General features: G+C 61.8%; 11 protein-coding genes and 1 pseudogene. 11 read left to right on the top strand and 1 reads right to left on the bottom strand.

Translation table 11 applies throughout. The features are described from left to right. Window positions 1–35 precede the first annotated feature (35 nt). Entirely contained in the window at window positions 36–551 is a 516-nt protein-coding gene (locus tag D8U60_RS02920) for an Hcp family type VI secretion system effector (RefSeq protein ID WP_007949952.1), read from the bottom strand. Between the two features lie 438 nt (window positions 552–989). On the opposite strand from D8U60_RS02920, the gene D8U60_RS02915 reads away from it, so the two are divergent. From D8U60_RS02915 to D8U60_RS02865, 11 genes and pseudogenes are all read left to right on the top strand, one after another. Continuing rightward, entirely contained in the window at window positions 990–2,612 is a 1,623-nt protein-coding gene (locus tag D8U60_RS02915) for a methyl-accepting chemotaxis protein (RefSeq protein WP_076566055.1), read from the top strand. Next, complete coding sequence (locus tag D8U60_RS02910; RefSeq protein ID WP_130899431.1) at window positions 2,612–3,148, top strand: chemotaxis protein CheW; 537 nt, start codon at window positions 2,612–2,614, stop codon at window positions 3,146–3,148. The genes D8U60_RS02915 and D8U60_RS02910 overlap by 1 nt, the downstream gene beginning before the upstream one ends. Continuing rightward, window positions 3,145–4,416, top strand: coding sequence for a CheR family methyltransferase (locus D8U60_RS02905; RefSeq protein ID WP_130899430.1), 1,272 nt, complete (start codon window positions 3,145–3,147; stop codon window positions 4,414–4,416). The genes D8U60_RS02910 and D8U60_RS02905 overlap by 4 nt, the downstream gene beginning before the upstream one ends. Further along, window positions 4,413–5,096 carry a chemotaxis protein CheW gene (locus tag D8U60_RS02900; RefSeq protein ID WP_073476115.1) on the top strand — a complete coding sequence of 228 codons (684 nt, stop codon included), beginning with the start codon at window positions 4,413–4,415 and terminating at the stop codon, window positions 5,094–5,096. Before D8U60_RS02905 ends, D8U60_RS02900 begins: the two co-directional genes overlap by 4 nt. Beyond that, a complete protein-coding gene (locus D8U60_RS02895) occupies window positions 5,093–7,363 on the top strand; it encodes a hybrid sensor histidine kinase/response regulator (protein WP_130899429.1) in 2,271 nt (756 codons plus the stop codon). Before D8U60_RS02900 ends, D8U60_RS02895 begins: the two co-directional genes overlap by 4 nt. Then, on the top strand, window positions 7,360–8,370 hold the full coding sequence (locus D8U60_RS02890; protein ID WP_016771508.1) for a chemotaxis response regulator protein-glutamate methylesterase: 1,011 nt from the start codon (window positions 7,360–7,362) through the stop codon (window positions 8,368–8,370). Before D8U60_RS02895 ends, D8U60_RS02890 begins: the two co-directional genes overlap by 4 nt. A gap of 48 nt (window positions 8,371–8,418) precedes the next feature. Continuing rightward, complete coding sequence (locus D8U60_RS02885; RefSeq protein WP_024011741.1) at window positions 8,419–9,420, top strand: PleD family two-component system response regulator; 1,002 nt, start codon at window positions 8,419–8,421, stop codon at window positions 9,418–9,420. Between the two features lie 308 nt (window positions 9,421–9,728). Next, window positions 9,729–10,824, top strand: a protein-coding gene (gene prfB / locus D8U60_RS02880; protein ID WP_099758102.1) for a peptide chain release factor 2 whose coding sequence is annotated in 2 segments (ribosomal slippage) — window positions 9,729–9,800 and window positions 9,802–10,824 — 1,095 coding nt in all. Because the reading frame shifts where the segments join, the coding sequence is not laid out codon by codon here. A gap of 78 nt (window positions 10,825–10,902) precedes the next feature. Continuing rightward, window positions 10,903–12,405 (top strand): lysine--tRNA ligase, encoded by a 1,503-nt coding sequence (lysS, locus tag D8U60_RS02875; RefSeq protein WP_024011743.1) that lies wholly within the window; start codon window positions 10,903–10,905, stop codon window positions 12,403–12,405. Window positions 12,406–12,510: 105 nt separating this feature from the next. Continuing rightward, on the top strand, window positions 12,511–13,224 hold the full coding sequence (locus D8U60_RS02870; protein WP_016771505.1) for a TetR family transcriptional regulator: 714 nt from the start codon (window positions 12,511–12,513) through the stop codon (window positions 13,222–13,224). A gap of 194 nt (window positions 13,225–13,418) precedes the next feature. Then, window positions 13,419–13,674 (top strand): annotated as a pseudogene (locus D8U60_RS02865) (flavohemoglobin expression-modulating QEGLA motif protein); the annotation flags it as partial.

The raw sequence follows: 13,674 nt of genomic DNA, 5'->3' as shown, positions 1-13,674 counted from the left end.
CAGAGCTGGCCGATGCGTGTAACGGTCAGCCGTAATTAAACGACTGGAGCACGCCAGTCATCGGAACCCGAAGTACCGGATACTTCGTGGGTCCAGGTGATTTTGCGGTAGGTGAACTGCACTTCTTCCAGGTGGGTGAAGTGCGCGTTGCCTGGATCCTGGCAGTTGTGCATTTTGTTGTTGATGGCGACGATGATCGCGTCTTCCAGTTTGGTGGTGTAGTAGTGCTCTTGGGTGCCTTGAGCCGAAGTGCGGTACCACTGGATAACGATTTCGCTCATGCGCTCGCCGGAAGTCAGAGCTGCTTGCAGCAGTGGCGAAGCCTTGTCGTAGACCTTGGTGATCACAACTGGCTTGTGAACGCGCTGACCGGTTGGCTGACCGGATTGTGGGTCACGCGGGATGATCACGTCGTGGGTGAAAGCCTGAACCATGACCTGGTCTTCGTGGCCTTCCTGGTAGGTGTTGCCAACGGAGTCGGCGGTGAAAGCGCCGGCAGTGATCAGGCCTTGTTTTTCGCCGGTAACCGACATGTACGCTGGTGTTGCCATGGGGTGCTCTCCTTGCGGATAAAGTTAGGGTGCCCGGAGGCGAAATCGCCCGGTGGGTGGCTGAGACTTATCAAGGAGCGTGCCAGGTTTGGCGCGGAGCCCGGATGGCGGGGACGCTACGCTGGTTGGTCATCATTCGGGGCGATTTTCAGCGGGAAAGTCGGGAGAAAGTGCGCAAGAAGTTGCGCAGTACTGCGCAACTTCTTGCGCACTTGGCTGCAGGCCTTGAAATGCTTGGGCTGCAGGGGATTCAGGCCCTGAAATATTACGGGCTACTGCGCAACTTCTTGCGCAGTTGGCGATTTGCCGGGACCGAGGTGACTGCTTCGCGAGCAGGCTCGCTCCCACAGGGACAGTGCTGCCAGCGAAAGCGTCTTATAAATGAAACACCGCGCTCGGCTATACTCCCCGCATTTCGATCAGGCACGAGGATTCACTGTGAAGAACTGGACGTTGCGCCAACGCATTTTGGCGAGCTTTGCGGTGATTATCGCCATCATGCTGTTGATGGTGGTGCTGTCCTACTCGCGGTTGCTGAAGATCGAGGCCAGTGAAAACAGCGTGCGCGACGATGCCATCCCCGGCGTCTATTACAGCTCGATGATTCGCGGCGCTTGGGTCGACAGTTATTTGCAGACCCAAAAACTGCTCGGCCTCAAGGAAGGCCAGGGCGTTTCCAGTGAAGACGCTGCCGACTACAAGGCGTTCGAGGCGCGTCTGCAAGAACATATGGCCAGCTATCGCAAGACCATGGCCACCGATGAAGACCGTTCCGAATTCGCCCTGTTCGAGAAGTACCACGATACCTACATGCAGATTCAGGATGCCGTGCTGGACCTGCACAAGCGCAATCTGGAAGCCGATGCCATTAAGCTGTTCAACGAGAAGCTGACCCCGGCGTGGTACACCGGACGCATGAAGCTCAACGACATCATTGGCGAGAACAAAGTCGTCGCTGATAACGCCATGGCCAATATCGACGACGCGGTGGCAACGGCCAAAGTCAGCATGGTCATTTCCCTGCTGGTTGCGGTGCTGGCCGCCGGCCTCTGTGGTCTGCTGTTGATGCGCGCGATCATGGCGCCGATGAACCGCATCGTGACCATCCTCGACATCATGCGCACCGGCGATCTGAGTTCGCGCCTGAACCTTGATCGCAAGGACGAGTTCGGCGCGGTCGAAACCGGCTTCAACGACATGATGACCGAGCTGACGTCGCTGGTGTCCCAGGCCCAGCGCTCCTCGGTGCAGGTGACCACCTCGGTCACCGAGATCGCCGCCACTTCCAAGCAGCAACAGGCCACCGCCACCGAAACCGCAGCGACCACCACCGAAATCGGCGCAACCTCCCGTGAGATCGCCGCGACTTCGCGGGATCTGGTGCGCACCATGACTGAAGTGTCCACCGCTGCCGATCAGGCCTCGGTACTCGCCGGCTCCGGCCAGCAAGGCCTGGCGCGCATGGAAGACACCATGCACTCGGTCATGGGCGCGGCGGATCTGGTCAACGCCAAACTGGCGATCCTCAACGAGAAGGCCGGCAACATCAATCAGGTGGTGGTGACCATCGTCAAGGTGGCCGACCAGACCAACCTGCTGTCGCTCAACGCGGCGATCGAAGCCGAGAAGGCCGGCGAGTACGGTCGCGGTTTTGCCGTAGTCGCCACCGAAGTCCGGCGTCTGGCCGATCAGACCGCCGTGGCCACGTACGACATTGAACAGATGGTCCGCGAGATCCAGTCGGCGGTGTCGGCCGGGGTGATGGGCATGGACAAGTTTTCCGAAGAAGTACGCCGCGGCATGTCGGAAGTGCAGCAGGTCGGCGAGCAGCTGTCGCAGATCATCCATCAGGTGCAGGCACTGGCGCCGCGCGTGCTGATGGTCAACGAAGGCATGCAGGCCCAGGCCACCGGCGCCGAGCAGATCAACCATGCGCTGGTGCAGTTGGGCGATGCCAGCAGCCAGACCGTCGAATCGCTGCGTCAGGCCAGTTTCGCCATCGACGAACTGAGCCAGGTGGCCGTCGGCCTGCGCAGCGGCGTTTCGCGATTCAAAGTCTGATGAGCGAAATCATCGCCAAGCGTGGCGCCGCGCCAGTGGCGAAGCAGGCGCTGTTTCTGCTGTTTCGCATCGGCAGCGAACGCTACGCCCTGCGTGCCACCGAAGTGGCCGAAGTGCTGCCGCGCCTGCCGTTGAAGCCGATTGCCCGGGCGCCGCAGTGGGTGGCCGGGGTGTTCGCCTATCGCGGGGCGGTGGTGCCGGTGATCGACCTCAGCGCGCTCACTTTCGGTCAGCCCGCCGAGGCGCGCACCAGCACGCGGCTGGTGCTGGTCAATTATCAGCCGGATCAATCGCAATCAGCGCAATGGCTCGGGCTGATTCTTGAGCAGGCCACGGACACGCTGCGCTGTCATCCGCAAGATTTCCAGCCCTACGGCCTCGATAACCGCGAGGCGCCGTACCTCGGCCCGGTGCGCGAAGATGCGCAGGGATTGCTGCAATGGGTGCGGGTCAATGACTTGCTCGATGACGCCGTGCGCAGTTTGCTGTTCCCCGATCCGCCGCGTGATCCGGCGCAGTTAGAGGCGCAGCCATGAGCAATGAGCAGCGCTTTTTCGATTTCCTCAAGGAACGCATCGGCCTCGATGTCGCGTCGGTGGGCGCGGCGATCATCGAGCGTGCCGTGCGCCAGCGCACCACGCTGTCCCAGGCCGCCCACGCCGACGAATACTGGCAGCTGTTGCAAAGCTCGCGGGATGAACAGCAGGCGCTGATCGAAGCGGTGATCGTTCCGGAAACGTGGTTTTTCCGTTATCCGGAATCCTTCGCCACCTTGGGCAAACTGGCCCGTCAGCGTCTCGCCGAGCTGAACAACATGCGCGCGTTGCGCATCCTCAGCCTGCCGTGCTCGACCGGTGAAGAACCCTACTCGATCGCCATGGCCCTGCTTGATGCCGGGCTCAAGCCGCATCAGTTCAAGGTCGATGGCATGGACATCAGCCCGTTGTCGGTGGACAAGGCGCGCCGTGCTGTTTACGGCAAGAACTCGTTTCGCGGGCAGGATCTGCAATTTCGCGATCGGCATTTCATGCCTGAGCAGGACGGCCACCGGGTCAACGAATACGTTCGCGAGCAGGTGCGCTGGCAAGTCGGCAATGTCCTCGATCCGACACTGTTGGCGAGCGAGCCAGCCTTCGATTTCGTGTTCTGCCGCAACCTGCTGATCTACTTCGACCAGCCGACGCAAAAGCAGGTGTTCGAAGTGCTCAAGCGCCTGACCCATGCTGACGGCGTGCTGTTTATCGGCCCGGCGGAGGGCAGTCTGCTCGGGCGTTTGGGCATGCGCTCGATCGGCATCCCGCAGTCGTTCGCCTTCAGCCGTCACAGCGAGCCGCACCCCGAACCACTGCCGACGCCCAAACCGGTCGCCGTGCCGGTCAGCCAACCATTGCGCAGCGCGCCGCCAGCGCCAGTGCGCAATCGGCCGTTCGCTGCCGTGACGGCTTTGCCGGTAACGAAAAAAACTGCCAACCCCGACGCCGCGACGCTGCTGGCGCAAATCGCCGCATTGGCCAATGAAGGCAAAAGCGCCGAGGCCCGTGCCGCGTGCGAACACTATCTGCGCAGCCATGAGCCGGTGGCGCAGGTGTTCTACTGGCTCGGCCTGCTCAGCGATGTCGCCGGCCTGAGCCTCGAGGCCCAGGGTTTCTATCGCAAGGCCTTGTACCTCGAGCCGCAACACCCCGAAGCGCTGATGCACCTGGCCGCGTTGCTGCAGGCTCAGGGCGACACGGCGGGTGCCCGACGATTGCAGGAGCGCGCCGCCCGCAGCGAGCGCACCGCCGACAGTGAGCGTAAACGATGAGCGCGCCCGACACCTTGAACGTTACCCACGAAGACGCCCGCGCCATCGACGATTGCTGGAACCGCATCGGCATTCATGGCGACAAGTCCTGCCCGTTGCTGGAAGAGCACATTCATTGCCGCAACTGCTCGGTGTATTCCGCCGCCGCCACACGCCTGCTCGACCGCTATTCGTTGCAGCAGGACCAGCGCGAAGCAGTGGTCAGCAAAGTCGAAATCGACGTCAAGACCCGCTCGCTGCTGATGTTTCGCCTCGGCGAGGAATGGCTCGGACTGGCCACGCGCACGCTTGTCGAAGTTGCGCCGTTGCAGGCGATACATTCGCTGCCGCACCAGCGCTCGCGGGCCTTGCTCGGTGTGGCCAATGTCCGTGGCGCCTTGGTCGCGTGCCTGTCGCTGGTGGAATTGCTTGACCTCGACGGCGGCGTTGCGCCGGTCAGCGGCGGGCGAGTCATGCCGCGCATGCTGATCATCGCTGCCCATGGCGGGCCGGTGGTGGTGCCGGTAGACGAGGTCGACGGCATTCATGCGATCGACGAACGCATCCTCGATGCTGCGTCTCAGTCCGGTGCGCAGGCCAGTGCCAAGTACACCCGTGGCGTTCTGCAATATCGCGGTCGCAGCCTGCGCTGGCTGGATGAAGAACAGCTGTTGTCCGCCGTGACCCGGAGCCTGACATGACCCCCGAGCAAATGCGCGACGCCTCCCTGCTCGAGCTGTTTAGCCTCGAAGCCGAAGCCCAGACCCAAGTGCTCAGCGCCGGGCTATTGGCGCTGGAGCGCAATCCGACCCAGGCCGATCAGCTGGAGTCGTGCATGCGCGCGGCGCACTCGCTCAAAGGTGCGGCGCGCATTGTTGGCATCGACAGCGGCGTCAGCGTCGCCCACGTCATGGAGGATTGCCTGGTCAGTGCGCAGGAAGGCCGTTTGTTGCTGCGTCCCGAACACATCGACGCGTTGTTGCAGGGCACCGACCTGCTGATGCGCATCGCCACGCCGGCCAATGCGCCGCAACCTGCTGACATTGAAGCCTACGTGACGCTGATGGGGCGTTTGCTCGATCCGTCGGCGCCAGCCGCTGTGGTTGCCACGCCGCCGATGGCCGAGTTGCAGATCGAGCCCGCGCCAACAGCGACAGCGCCGATCATGGACGAGCCCGCCGAGCCGACCCCGCGTAAAAACAAACGCACCACCGAGGGCGGCGAGCGCGTCTTGCGCGTCACCGCCGAGCGCCTGAACAGCCTGCTCGATCTGTCGAGCAAATCGCTGGTGGAAACCCAGCGTCTCAAGCCGCATCTGGCGACCATGCAGCGCCTCAAGCGCATGCAGAACAACGGCCTGCGCGCACTGGAAAATCTCAATGTGCACCTGAAGGAGCATGCGCTGAGCCTGGAAGCGCTCGAGTCGCTGGAAGATGCGCGACGTTTGCTCGCCGAGTCGCAGCAATTGCTCAGCGAGAAAAACGCCGAACTCGACGAATTCGCCTGGCAGGCCAGCCAGCGTGCACAAGTGCTCTATGACACCGCGCTGGCCTGTCGCATGCGTCCGTTCGCCGACGTGTTGAGCGGGCAGGCGCGCATGGTTCGCGACCTCGGTCGCAGCCTCGGCAAGCAGGTGCGCCTGGAGATCGAAGGCGAGAAAACCCAGGTCGATCGCGATGTGCTGGAAAAGCTCGAAGCGCCGCTGACTCATTTGCTGCGCAACGCCGTCGATCACGGCATCGAATCCCCGGAGCAGCGCCTGCTCAAGGGCAAGCCCGAAGAAGGCCTGATTCGCCTGCGCGCCTCCCACCAAGCCGGTTTGCTGGTGCTGGAACTCAGCGATGACGGCGGTGGCGTCGATCTGGAGAAAGTCCGCCGCAGCATCGTCGAACGGCAGTTATCCCCAGCCGAAACCGCAGCGCAATTGAGCGAAGAGGAACTGCTGACCTTCCTGTTTCTGCCGGGCTTCAGCCTGCGCGACAAGGTTACCGAAGTGTCCGGGCGCGGCGTCGGTCTCGACGCTGTTCAGCACATGGTTCGCCAGTTGCGTGGGGCCGTGGTGCTGGAGCAGACGGCGGGCGAGGGCAGTCGTTTCCATCTGGAAGTGCCGCTGACGCTTTCGGTGGTGCGCAGTCTGGTGGTAGAAGTCGGTGAAGAGGCCTATGCGTTCCCGTTGGCGCACATCGAACGCATGTGCGATCTGGCGCCGGAAGACATCGTGCAGGTCGAAGGACGTCAGCATTTCTGGCACGAAGGCCAGCATGTCGGGCTGGTTGCGGCCAGCCAGTTGCTCAATCGCCCGGCCAGTCAGAACGATGGCGCTACCCTGAAAGTCGTGGTGATCCGCGAGCGCGAGGCGATTTATGGGGTGGCGGTCGAGCGCTTCGTGGGTGAGCGCACGCTGGTGGTGTTGCCGCTGGACGAGCGTCTGGGCAAGGTTCAGGACATCTCCGCCGGGGCCTTGCTCGATGATGGTTCGGTGGTGCTGATCGTCGATGTCGAAGACATGCTGCGTTCGGTGGACAAACTGCTCAATACCGGGCGCCTGGAGCGCATTGCCCGCCACGGCAGTCAAGCTGTCGAAGCGGCGCGCAAACGAGTCTTGGTGGTCGACGATTCGCTGACTGTGCGCGAGCTGCAACGCAAACTGCTGCTCAATCGTGGCTACGACGTCGCGGTGGCGGTGGACGGCATGGACGGCTGGAATGCGCTGCGTTCGGAGAACTTCGATCTGCTGATCACCGACATCGACATGCCGCGCATGGACGGCATCGAGCTGGTCACGCTGCTGCGCCGCGACAACCGTCTGCAATCGCTGCCGGTGATGGTCGTGTCATACAAGGATCGCGAAGAAGACCGCCGCCGTGGACTGGATGCCGGCGCCGACTATTATCTGGCCAAAGCCAGTTTTCATGACGACGCCCTGCTCGATGCAGTGGTCGAGCTCATCGGAGGAGCGCGGGCATGAGGATCGCAATCGTCAACGACATGCCCCTGGCGGTGGAGGCTCTGCGCCGGGCGCTGGCCTTCGAGCCGGCGCATCAGGTGATCTGGGTCGCCAGCAACGGCGCCGAGGCGGTGCAACGCTGCGCCGAGTGCACGCCAGACCTGATTTTGATGGATCTGATCATGCCGATCATGGACGGCGTCGAAGCCACGCGGCGGATCATGGCCGAAACGCCGTGCGCGATTGTCATCGTCACCGTGGATCGTCAACAGAACGTGCACCGCGTGTTCGAGGCCATGGGCCACGGCGCGCTGGACGTGGTCGACACGCCGGCCATTGGCGCCGGCAATGCCCAGGAAGCGGCGGCGCCGTTGTTGCGCAAGATCCTCAACATCGGCTGGCTGATCGGCGACAAGGCGCCACGTGCGCGCCCGGCGCCGAGTTCGCCGCGCAGTTCGCCGTCACGTCAGCGGCTAGTGGCGATCGGTTCGTCTGCCGGTGGGCCGGCGGCGCTGGAAGTGTTGCTCAAAGGCCTGCCGAAGGATTTTCCCGCCGCGATCGTGCTGGTGCAGCATGTCGATCAGGTGTTCGCCGCCGGCATGGCCGAATGGCTGGCCAGCGCCAGCGGCCTCGATGTGCGTCTGGCCCGTGAAGGCGAGCCGCCGCAAAGTGGCGCGGTGCTGCTGGCCGGGACCAATCACCATATTCGCCTGTTGAAAAACGGCACGCTGGCCTACACCGCCGAACCGGTCAACGAGATCTATCGGCCCTCGATCGACGTGTTTTTCGAGAGCGTCGCCAGTTACTGGAACGGTGACGCCGTCGGGGTTTTATTGACCGGGATGGGGCGCGATGGCGCGCAAGGGCTTAAGCTCATGCGCCAGCAGGGTTATTTGACCATCGCCCAGGATCAGCACAGCAGTGCGGTGTACGGCATGCCCAAGGCTGCCGCGGCGATCGATGCCGCGGTGGAAATCCGCCCGCTGGAAAAGATAGCGCCACGATTGCTGGAGATTTTCCCCAAATGAACAGGTTGATCGGCAATCCAGGCCCCCGCAGTACTCAGGTGACCGCTCATGAATGATTTACAGATCGACGACATTAAAACCGACGAAAACGCCGCCATGGTGTTGTTGGTGGATGATCAGGCGATGATCGGCGAAGCGGTGCGCCGTGGGCTGTCGAATCAGGAAAACATCGACTTCCACTTCTGCTCCGACCCGCAGCAGGCCATCGCCCAGGCGGTGCGGATCAAACCGACGGTGATCCTCCAGGACCTGGTGATGCCCGGCCTTGATGGCCTGAGCCTGGTGCGCGAATACCGCAATCACCCGGCGACCAAGGACATCCCGATCATCGTCCTCTCGACCAAGGAAGACCCGCTGATCAAGAGCGCGGCGTTCTCCGCTGGCGCCAACGATTATCTGGTGAAGCTGCCGGATACCATCGAACTGGTCGCGCGGATCCGCTATCACTCGCGTTCCTACATGACATTGCTCCAGCGCGACGCCGCGTACCGTGCGTTGCGGGTCAGCCAGCAGCAATTGCTCGACACCAATCTGGTCCTGCAACGGCTGATGAATTCCGATGGCCTGACCGGGCTGTCCAACCGCCGCCACTTCGACGAGTACCTGGAACTGGAGTGGCGCCGTTCGCTGCGTGATCAGACGCAGCTGTCGTTACTGATGATCGACGTCGATTACTTCAAATCTTATAACGACAGTTTTGGCCACGTGGAAGGCGATGAAGCGTTGCGCAAGGTCGCCGCAGCCATCCGTGACGCCAGCTCGCGGCCATCGGACCTGCCGGCGCGTTATGGCGGCGAGGAGTTTGTGCTGGTCCTGCCAAACACTTCGCCGGGCGGCGCGCGGCTGTTGGCCGAAAAACTGCGCCAGACTGTGGCGGCGCTGAAAATTCCGCACAACACGCCGGCCGAGGGTTCCAGTCTGACCATCAGCATTGGTCTGGCGACCATGGTGCCCCAGGCGGGGAGTGACTGCCGGCTGCTGATTTCGGCGGCGGATCGCGGGTTGTATCTGGCCAAGAACAATGGGCGCAATCAGGTCGGGATCGAGTAACGGCCGATGCCCTCACCCCAGCCCTCTCCCGGAGGGAGAGGGGGCCGACCGAGGTGTCTCGGGCCAGACATCGACCTGAGAGATCGCAGCGATTGTGGATCTTCAGGCTTGGCGATCACGGATTCGGCGAAGCCATTCTATTTCGGCGTATGTTTCAAATATCCCCCGATCGGTCCCCTCTCCCTCCGGGAGAGGGCTAGGGTGAGGGCAGCAATCTCGGCCCATTCACCGCCAGACGGGCTGCCGCGACAGCCTGTTTACGTTATACTCGCCGGCTTTCAAAAGTTCGCCAACGAGTGCTGCCCGTCATGGAAATCAACCCGATCCTGAACACCATCAAGGACCTGTCCGAGCGCTCCGAAACTATTCGGGGGTATCTTTGACTACGATCAAAAGCATGAGCGTCTGACCGAGGTCAATCGCGAGCTTGAAGATCCGAGTGTCTGGAACAAACCTGAATACGCCCAGGAGCTGGGCCGCGAGCGTGCCGCGCTGGCGCAGATCGTCGACACTCTCGACGAACTGAACGGCGGTCTGGCCGATTGCCGCGACCTGCTGGACATGGCCGTCGAAGAGAACGACGAAGGCGCAGTGGGCGATGTCGTCGCCGAGCTGGCCCGTCTCGAGGAAAATCTGGCCAAGCTGGAATTCCGCCGCATGTTCAGCCATGAAATGGACCCGAACAACGCCTACCTGGACATCCAGGCCGGTTCCGGCGGTACCGAAGCGCAGGACTGGGCCAACATCCTGCTGCGCATGTACCTGCGCTGGGCCGACAAACGCGGTTTCGACGCGACCATCATGGAACTGTCCGCCGGTGAAGTCGCCGGGATCAAGGGCGCGACCGTGCACATCAAGGGCGAATACGCCTTTGGCTGGCTGCGTACCGAGATCGGCGTGCACCGTCTGGTGCGCAAGAGCCCGTTCGACTCCGGCAACCGTCGTCACACCTCGTTCTCGGCTGTTTTCGTCTCGCCAGAGATCGATGACAAGGTGGAAATCGAAATCAACCCGGCAGACCTGCGGATCGACACCTATCGTTCCTCTGGTGCCGGTGGTCAGCACGTAAACACCACCGACTCGGCCGTACGTATCACCCACGTACCGACCAACACCGTGGTCAGCTGCCAGAACGAGCGTTCCCAGCACGCCAACAAGGACACCGCGATGAAAATGCTGCGGGCCAAGTTGTACGAGCAGGAAATGCAGAAGCGCAATGCGGCCTCGCAGGCGCTGGAAGACACCAAGTCCGATATCGGCTGGGGTCACCAGATCCGCTCTTACGTGCTCGATGCCTCGCGGATCAAGGATCTGCGTACCAACATCGAACGCAGCGATTGCGACAAGGTGCTCGACGGCGACATCGACGAGTACCTGGAAGCCAGCCTGAAATCCGGCCTGTAACACCCCTGTGGGAGCGGGCTCGCCCGCGATCCCCAGTCGAAGGCTGGGGGCAACGAACCTGATGGAATACTTAAAGACATGAGCGACCTACAACTCGACCCGCAAGCCCTGCAACAGGAAGAAAACTCCCTGATCGCCCTGCGCAAGGAAAAGCTTGCTGCCGAGCGCGCCAAGGGCAATGCCTTCCCGAACGACTTCCGCCGCGACAACTACTGCGATGCCTTGCAGAAACAGTACGCGGACAAGACCAAGGAAGAGCTGGCAGAGGCTGCAATCCCGGTCAAGGTTGCCGGTCGCATCATGCTCAACCGTGGCTCGTTCATGGTGATCCAGGACATGACCGGGCGCATTCAGGTCTACGTCAACCGCAAGACACTGTCCGAAGAAACCCTGGCCGCGGTGAAAACCTGGGACATGGGCGACATCATTGCCGCCGAAGGCACCCTGGCGCGTTCCGGCAAAGGCGACCTGTACGTTGAAATGACCAACGTGCGCCTGCTGACCAAGTCGCTGCGCCCGCTGCCGGACAAGCACCACGGCCTGACCGACACCGAACAGCGCTACCGCCAGCGTTACGTCGACCTGATCGTCAACGAAGACGTGCGCCAGACCTTCCGCGTGCGTTCGCAAGTGATCGCGCACATCCGCAGCTTCCTGATGAAGCGCGACTTCCTCGAAGTCGAAACGCCGATGCTGCAGACCATTCCCGGCGGCGCTGCGGCCAAGCCGTTCGAAACTCACCACAACGCGCTGGACATGGAAATGTTCCTGCGTATCGCACCAGAGCTGTATCTGAAGCGTCTGGTGGTTGGCGGTTTTGAAAAGGTCTTCGAGATCAACCGCAACTTCCGTAACGAAGGCGTTTCGACTCGTCACAACCCTGAGTTCACCATGTTGGAGTTCTATCAGGCGTACGCCGATTACGAAGACAACATGGACCTGACCGAAGAACTGTTCCGCGAGCTGGCGCAGCTGGTACTGGGCAGCACCGACGTGCCGTACGGCGACAAGGTGTTCCACTTCGGCGAGCCGTTCGTGCGTCTGTCAGTGTTCGACTCGATCCTCAAGTACAACCCTGAGCTGACTGCCGATGATCTGAACGACATCGACAAGGCTCGCGCCATCGCCAAGAAGGCCGGCGCCAAGGTGTTGGGCTTCGAAGGTCTGGGCAAACTGCAGGTGATGATTTTCGAAGAGCTGGTCGAGCACAAGCTGGAGCAGCCGCACTTCATCACTCAGTACCCGTTCGAAGTGTCGCCGCTGGCCCGTCGCAACGACGAAAACCCGAACGTCACCGACCGCTTCGAGCTGTTCATCGGTGGTCGTGAAATCGCCAACGCCTACTCCGAGTTGAACGACGCGGAAGACCAGGCCGAGCGCTTCATGGCGCAGGTGGCCGACAAGGACGCCGGCGACGACGAAGCCATGCACTACGACGCCGACTTCGTCCGTGCGCTGGAGTACGGCATGCCGCCAACCGCCGGTGAAGGTATCGGCATCGATCGTCTGGTGATGTTGCTGACCAACTCGCCGTCGATCCGCGATGTGATCCTGTTCCCGCACATGCGACCGCAAGCGTAAACGTTTCAGTTAAAAAGCCGCCTAAAACAGGCGGCTTTTTATTGCCTGTCTGGTACAAATGTATCAATTGGTTAATTTGGCATTAGTAGAGGAAGTGCTGTCGTGATGGGTGCATTAGCTCAAGAAGGTGCAGCGGGTATCGCCACTGCGGTCGCTGAAAGTGTTCAGTACCAGGGCCGCAAGGCCAGCCGACAGGGCAGTGAGCAGCGTCGCCAGGACATTCTCGACGCCGCGATGCGCATTGTCGTGCGCGACGGCGTGCGTGCCGTGCGCCATCGTGCGGTCGCGGCGGAGGCCGGCGTGCCGCTGTCGGCGACCACGTATTACTTCAAGGACATCGATGACCTGCTCACCGATACCTTCGCCCAATACGTTGAACGCAGCGCGGCGTACATGGCCAAGTTGTGGATCAATAACGAGGGTCTGTTGCGCGAAATGGTGGTCAGCGCCGACGGCAGCCCGGAGTCGCGCTCCCAACTGGCCGATGACATCGCGCGGCTGATGGCCGATTACGTGCACCGGCAATTGATCAATCGGCGCGAGCATCTGATGGCCGAGCAGGCGTTCCGCCAGGAAGCGCTGCTCAACCCGCGTCTGGCCATTCTGGTGCGCTCGCATCAGCAGATTCTGTTGCAGGGCACCTGCCAGTTGTTCCAGGTACTGGGCTCGCGCGAACCACAGCAGGATGCCAAGGTGTTGACGGCGATTATCGGCCGGATGGAATATCAGGGCCTGCTCAACGACGCCGAGCCTCTGGCCGAAGAGGACATGCTCGGGATTCTGACGCGGTATATGCACCTGGTGCTGGCGTCGGTCTAGCGTTTCACGCTACACCCTGCGGGAGCGAGCCGTTGATAATCGTTCCCTCGCTCCGCGTGGGAATGCATCCTGTGACGCTCTGCGTCACGCAGCAAAAAGGGACGCGGAGCGTCCCGGGCGACATTCCCACGCTGAGCGTGGGAACGATCAAAAGTCTGAGTTTTAGCACGTCACGTTTTCTACAGGAGTTTCGGGTGGACGATTACCAGCAGACGATACGCATGTTGTCCGATCGCATTGTGCTGGCGCAGACGCCGATCCGCGTGCTCGATGCGGTCAAGTGGGACGACAACGTGCGCAAGGGCTTCCTCAAGGCCAAGGGCAAGGAAATGCCAGCGGTGGATCGCGACTACTACCTCAACCGCCCGCTGTCGTTCGATTCGAGCCAGGTCAAACTGGAATTCCAGAACATCGAGCGCGACATCACCCGCCAGCTCGGCCAGTTCAACC

The sequence above is a fragment of the Pseudomonas sp. Sample_11 genome (assembly GCF_004307505.1).
Taxonomy (GTDB): domain Bacteria; phylum Pseudomonadota; class Gammaproteobacteria; order Pseudomonadales; family Pseudomonadaceae; genus Aquipseudomonas; species Aquipseudomonas atacamensis.
The sequence above is the reverse complement of the archived record's forward strand: the minus strand, read 5'-3'. Positions and strand labels throughout refer to the sequence as shown.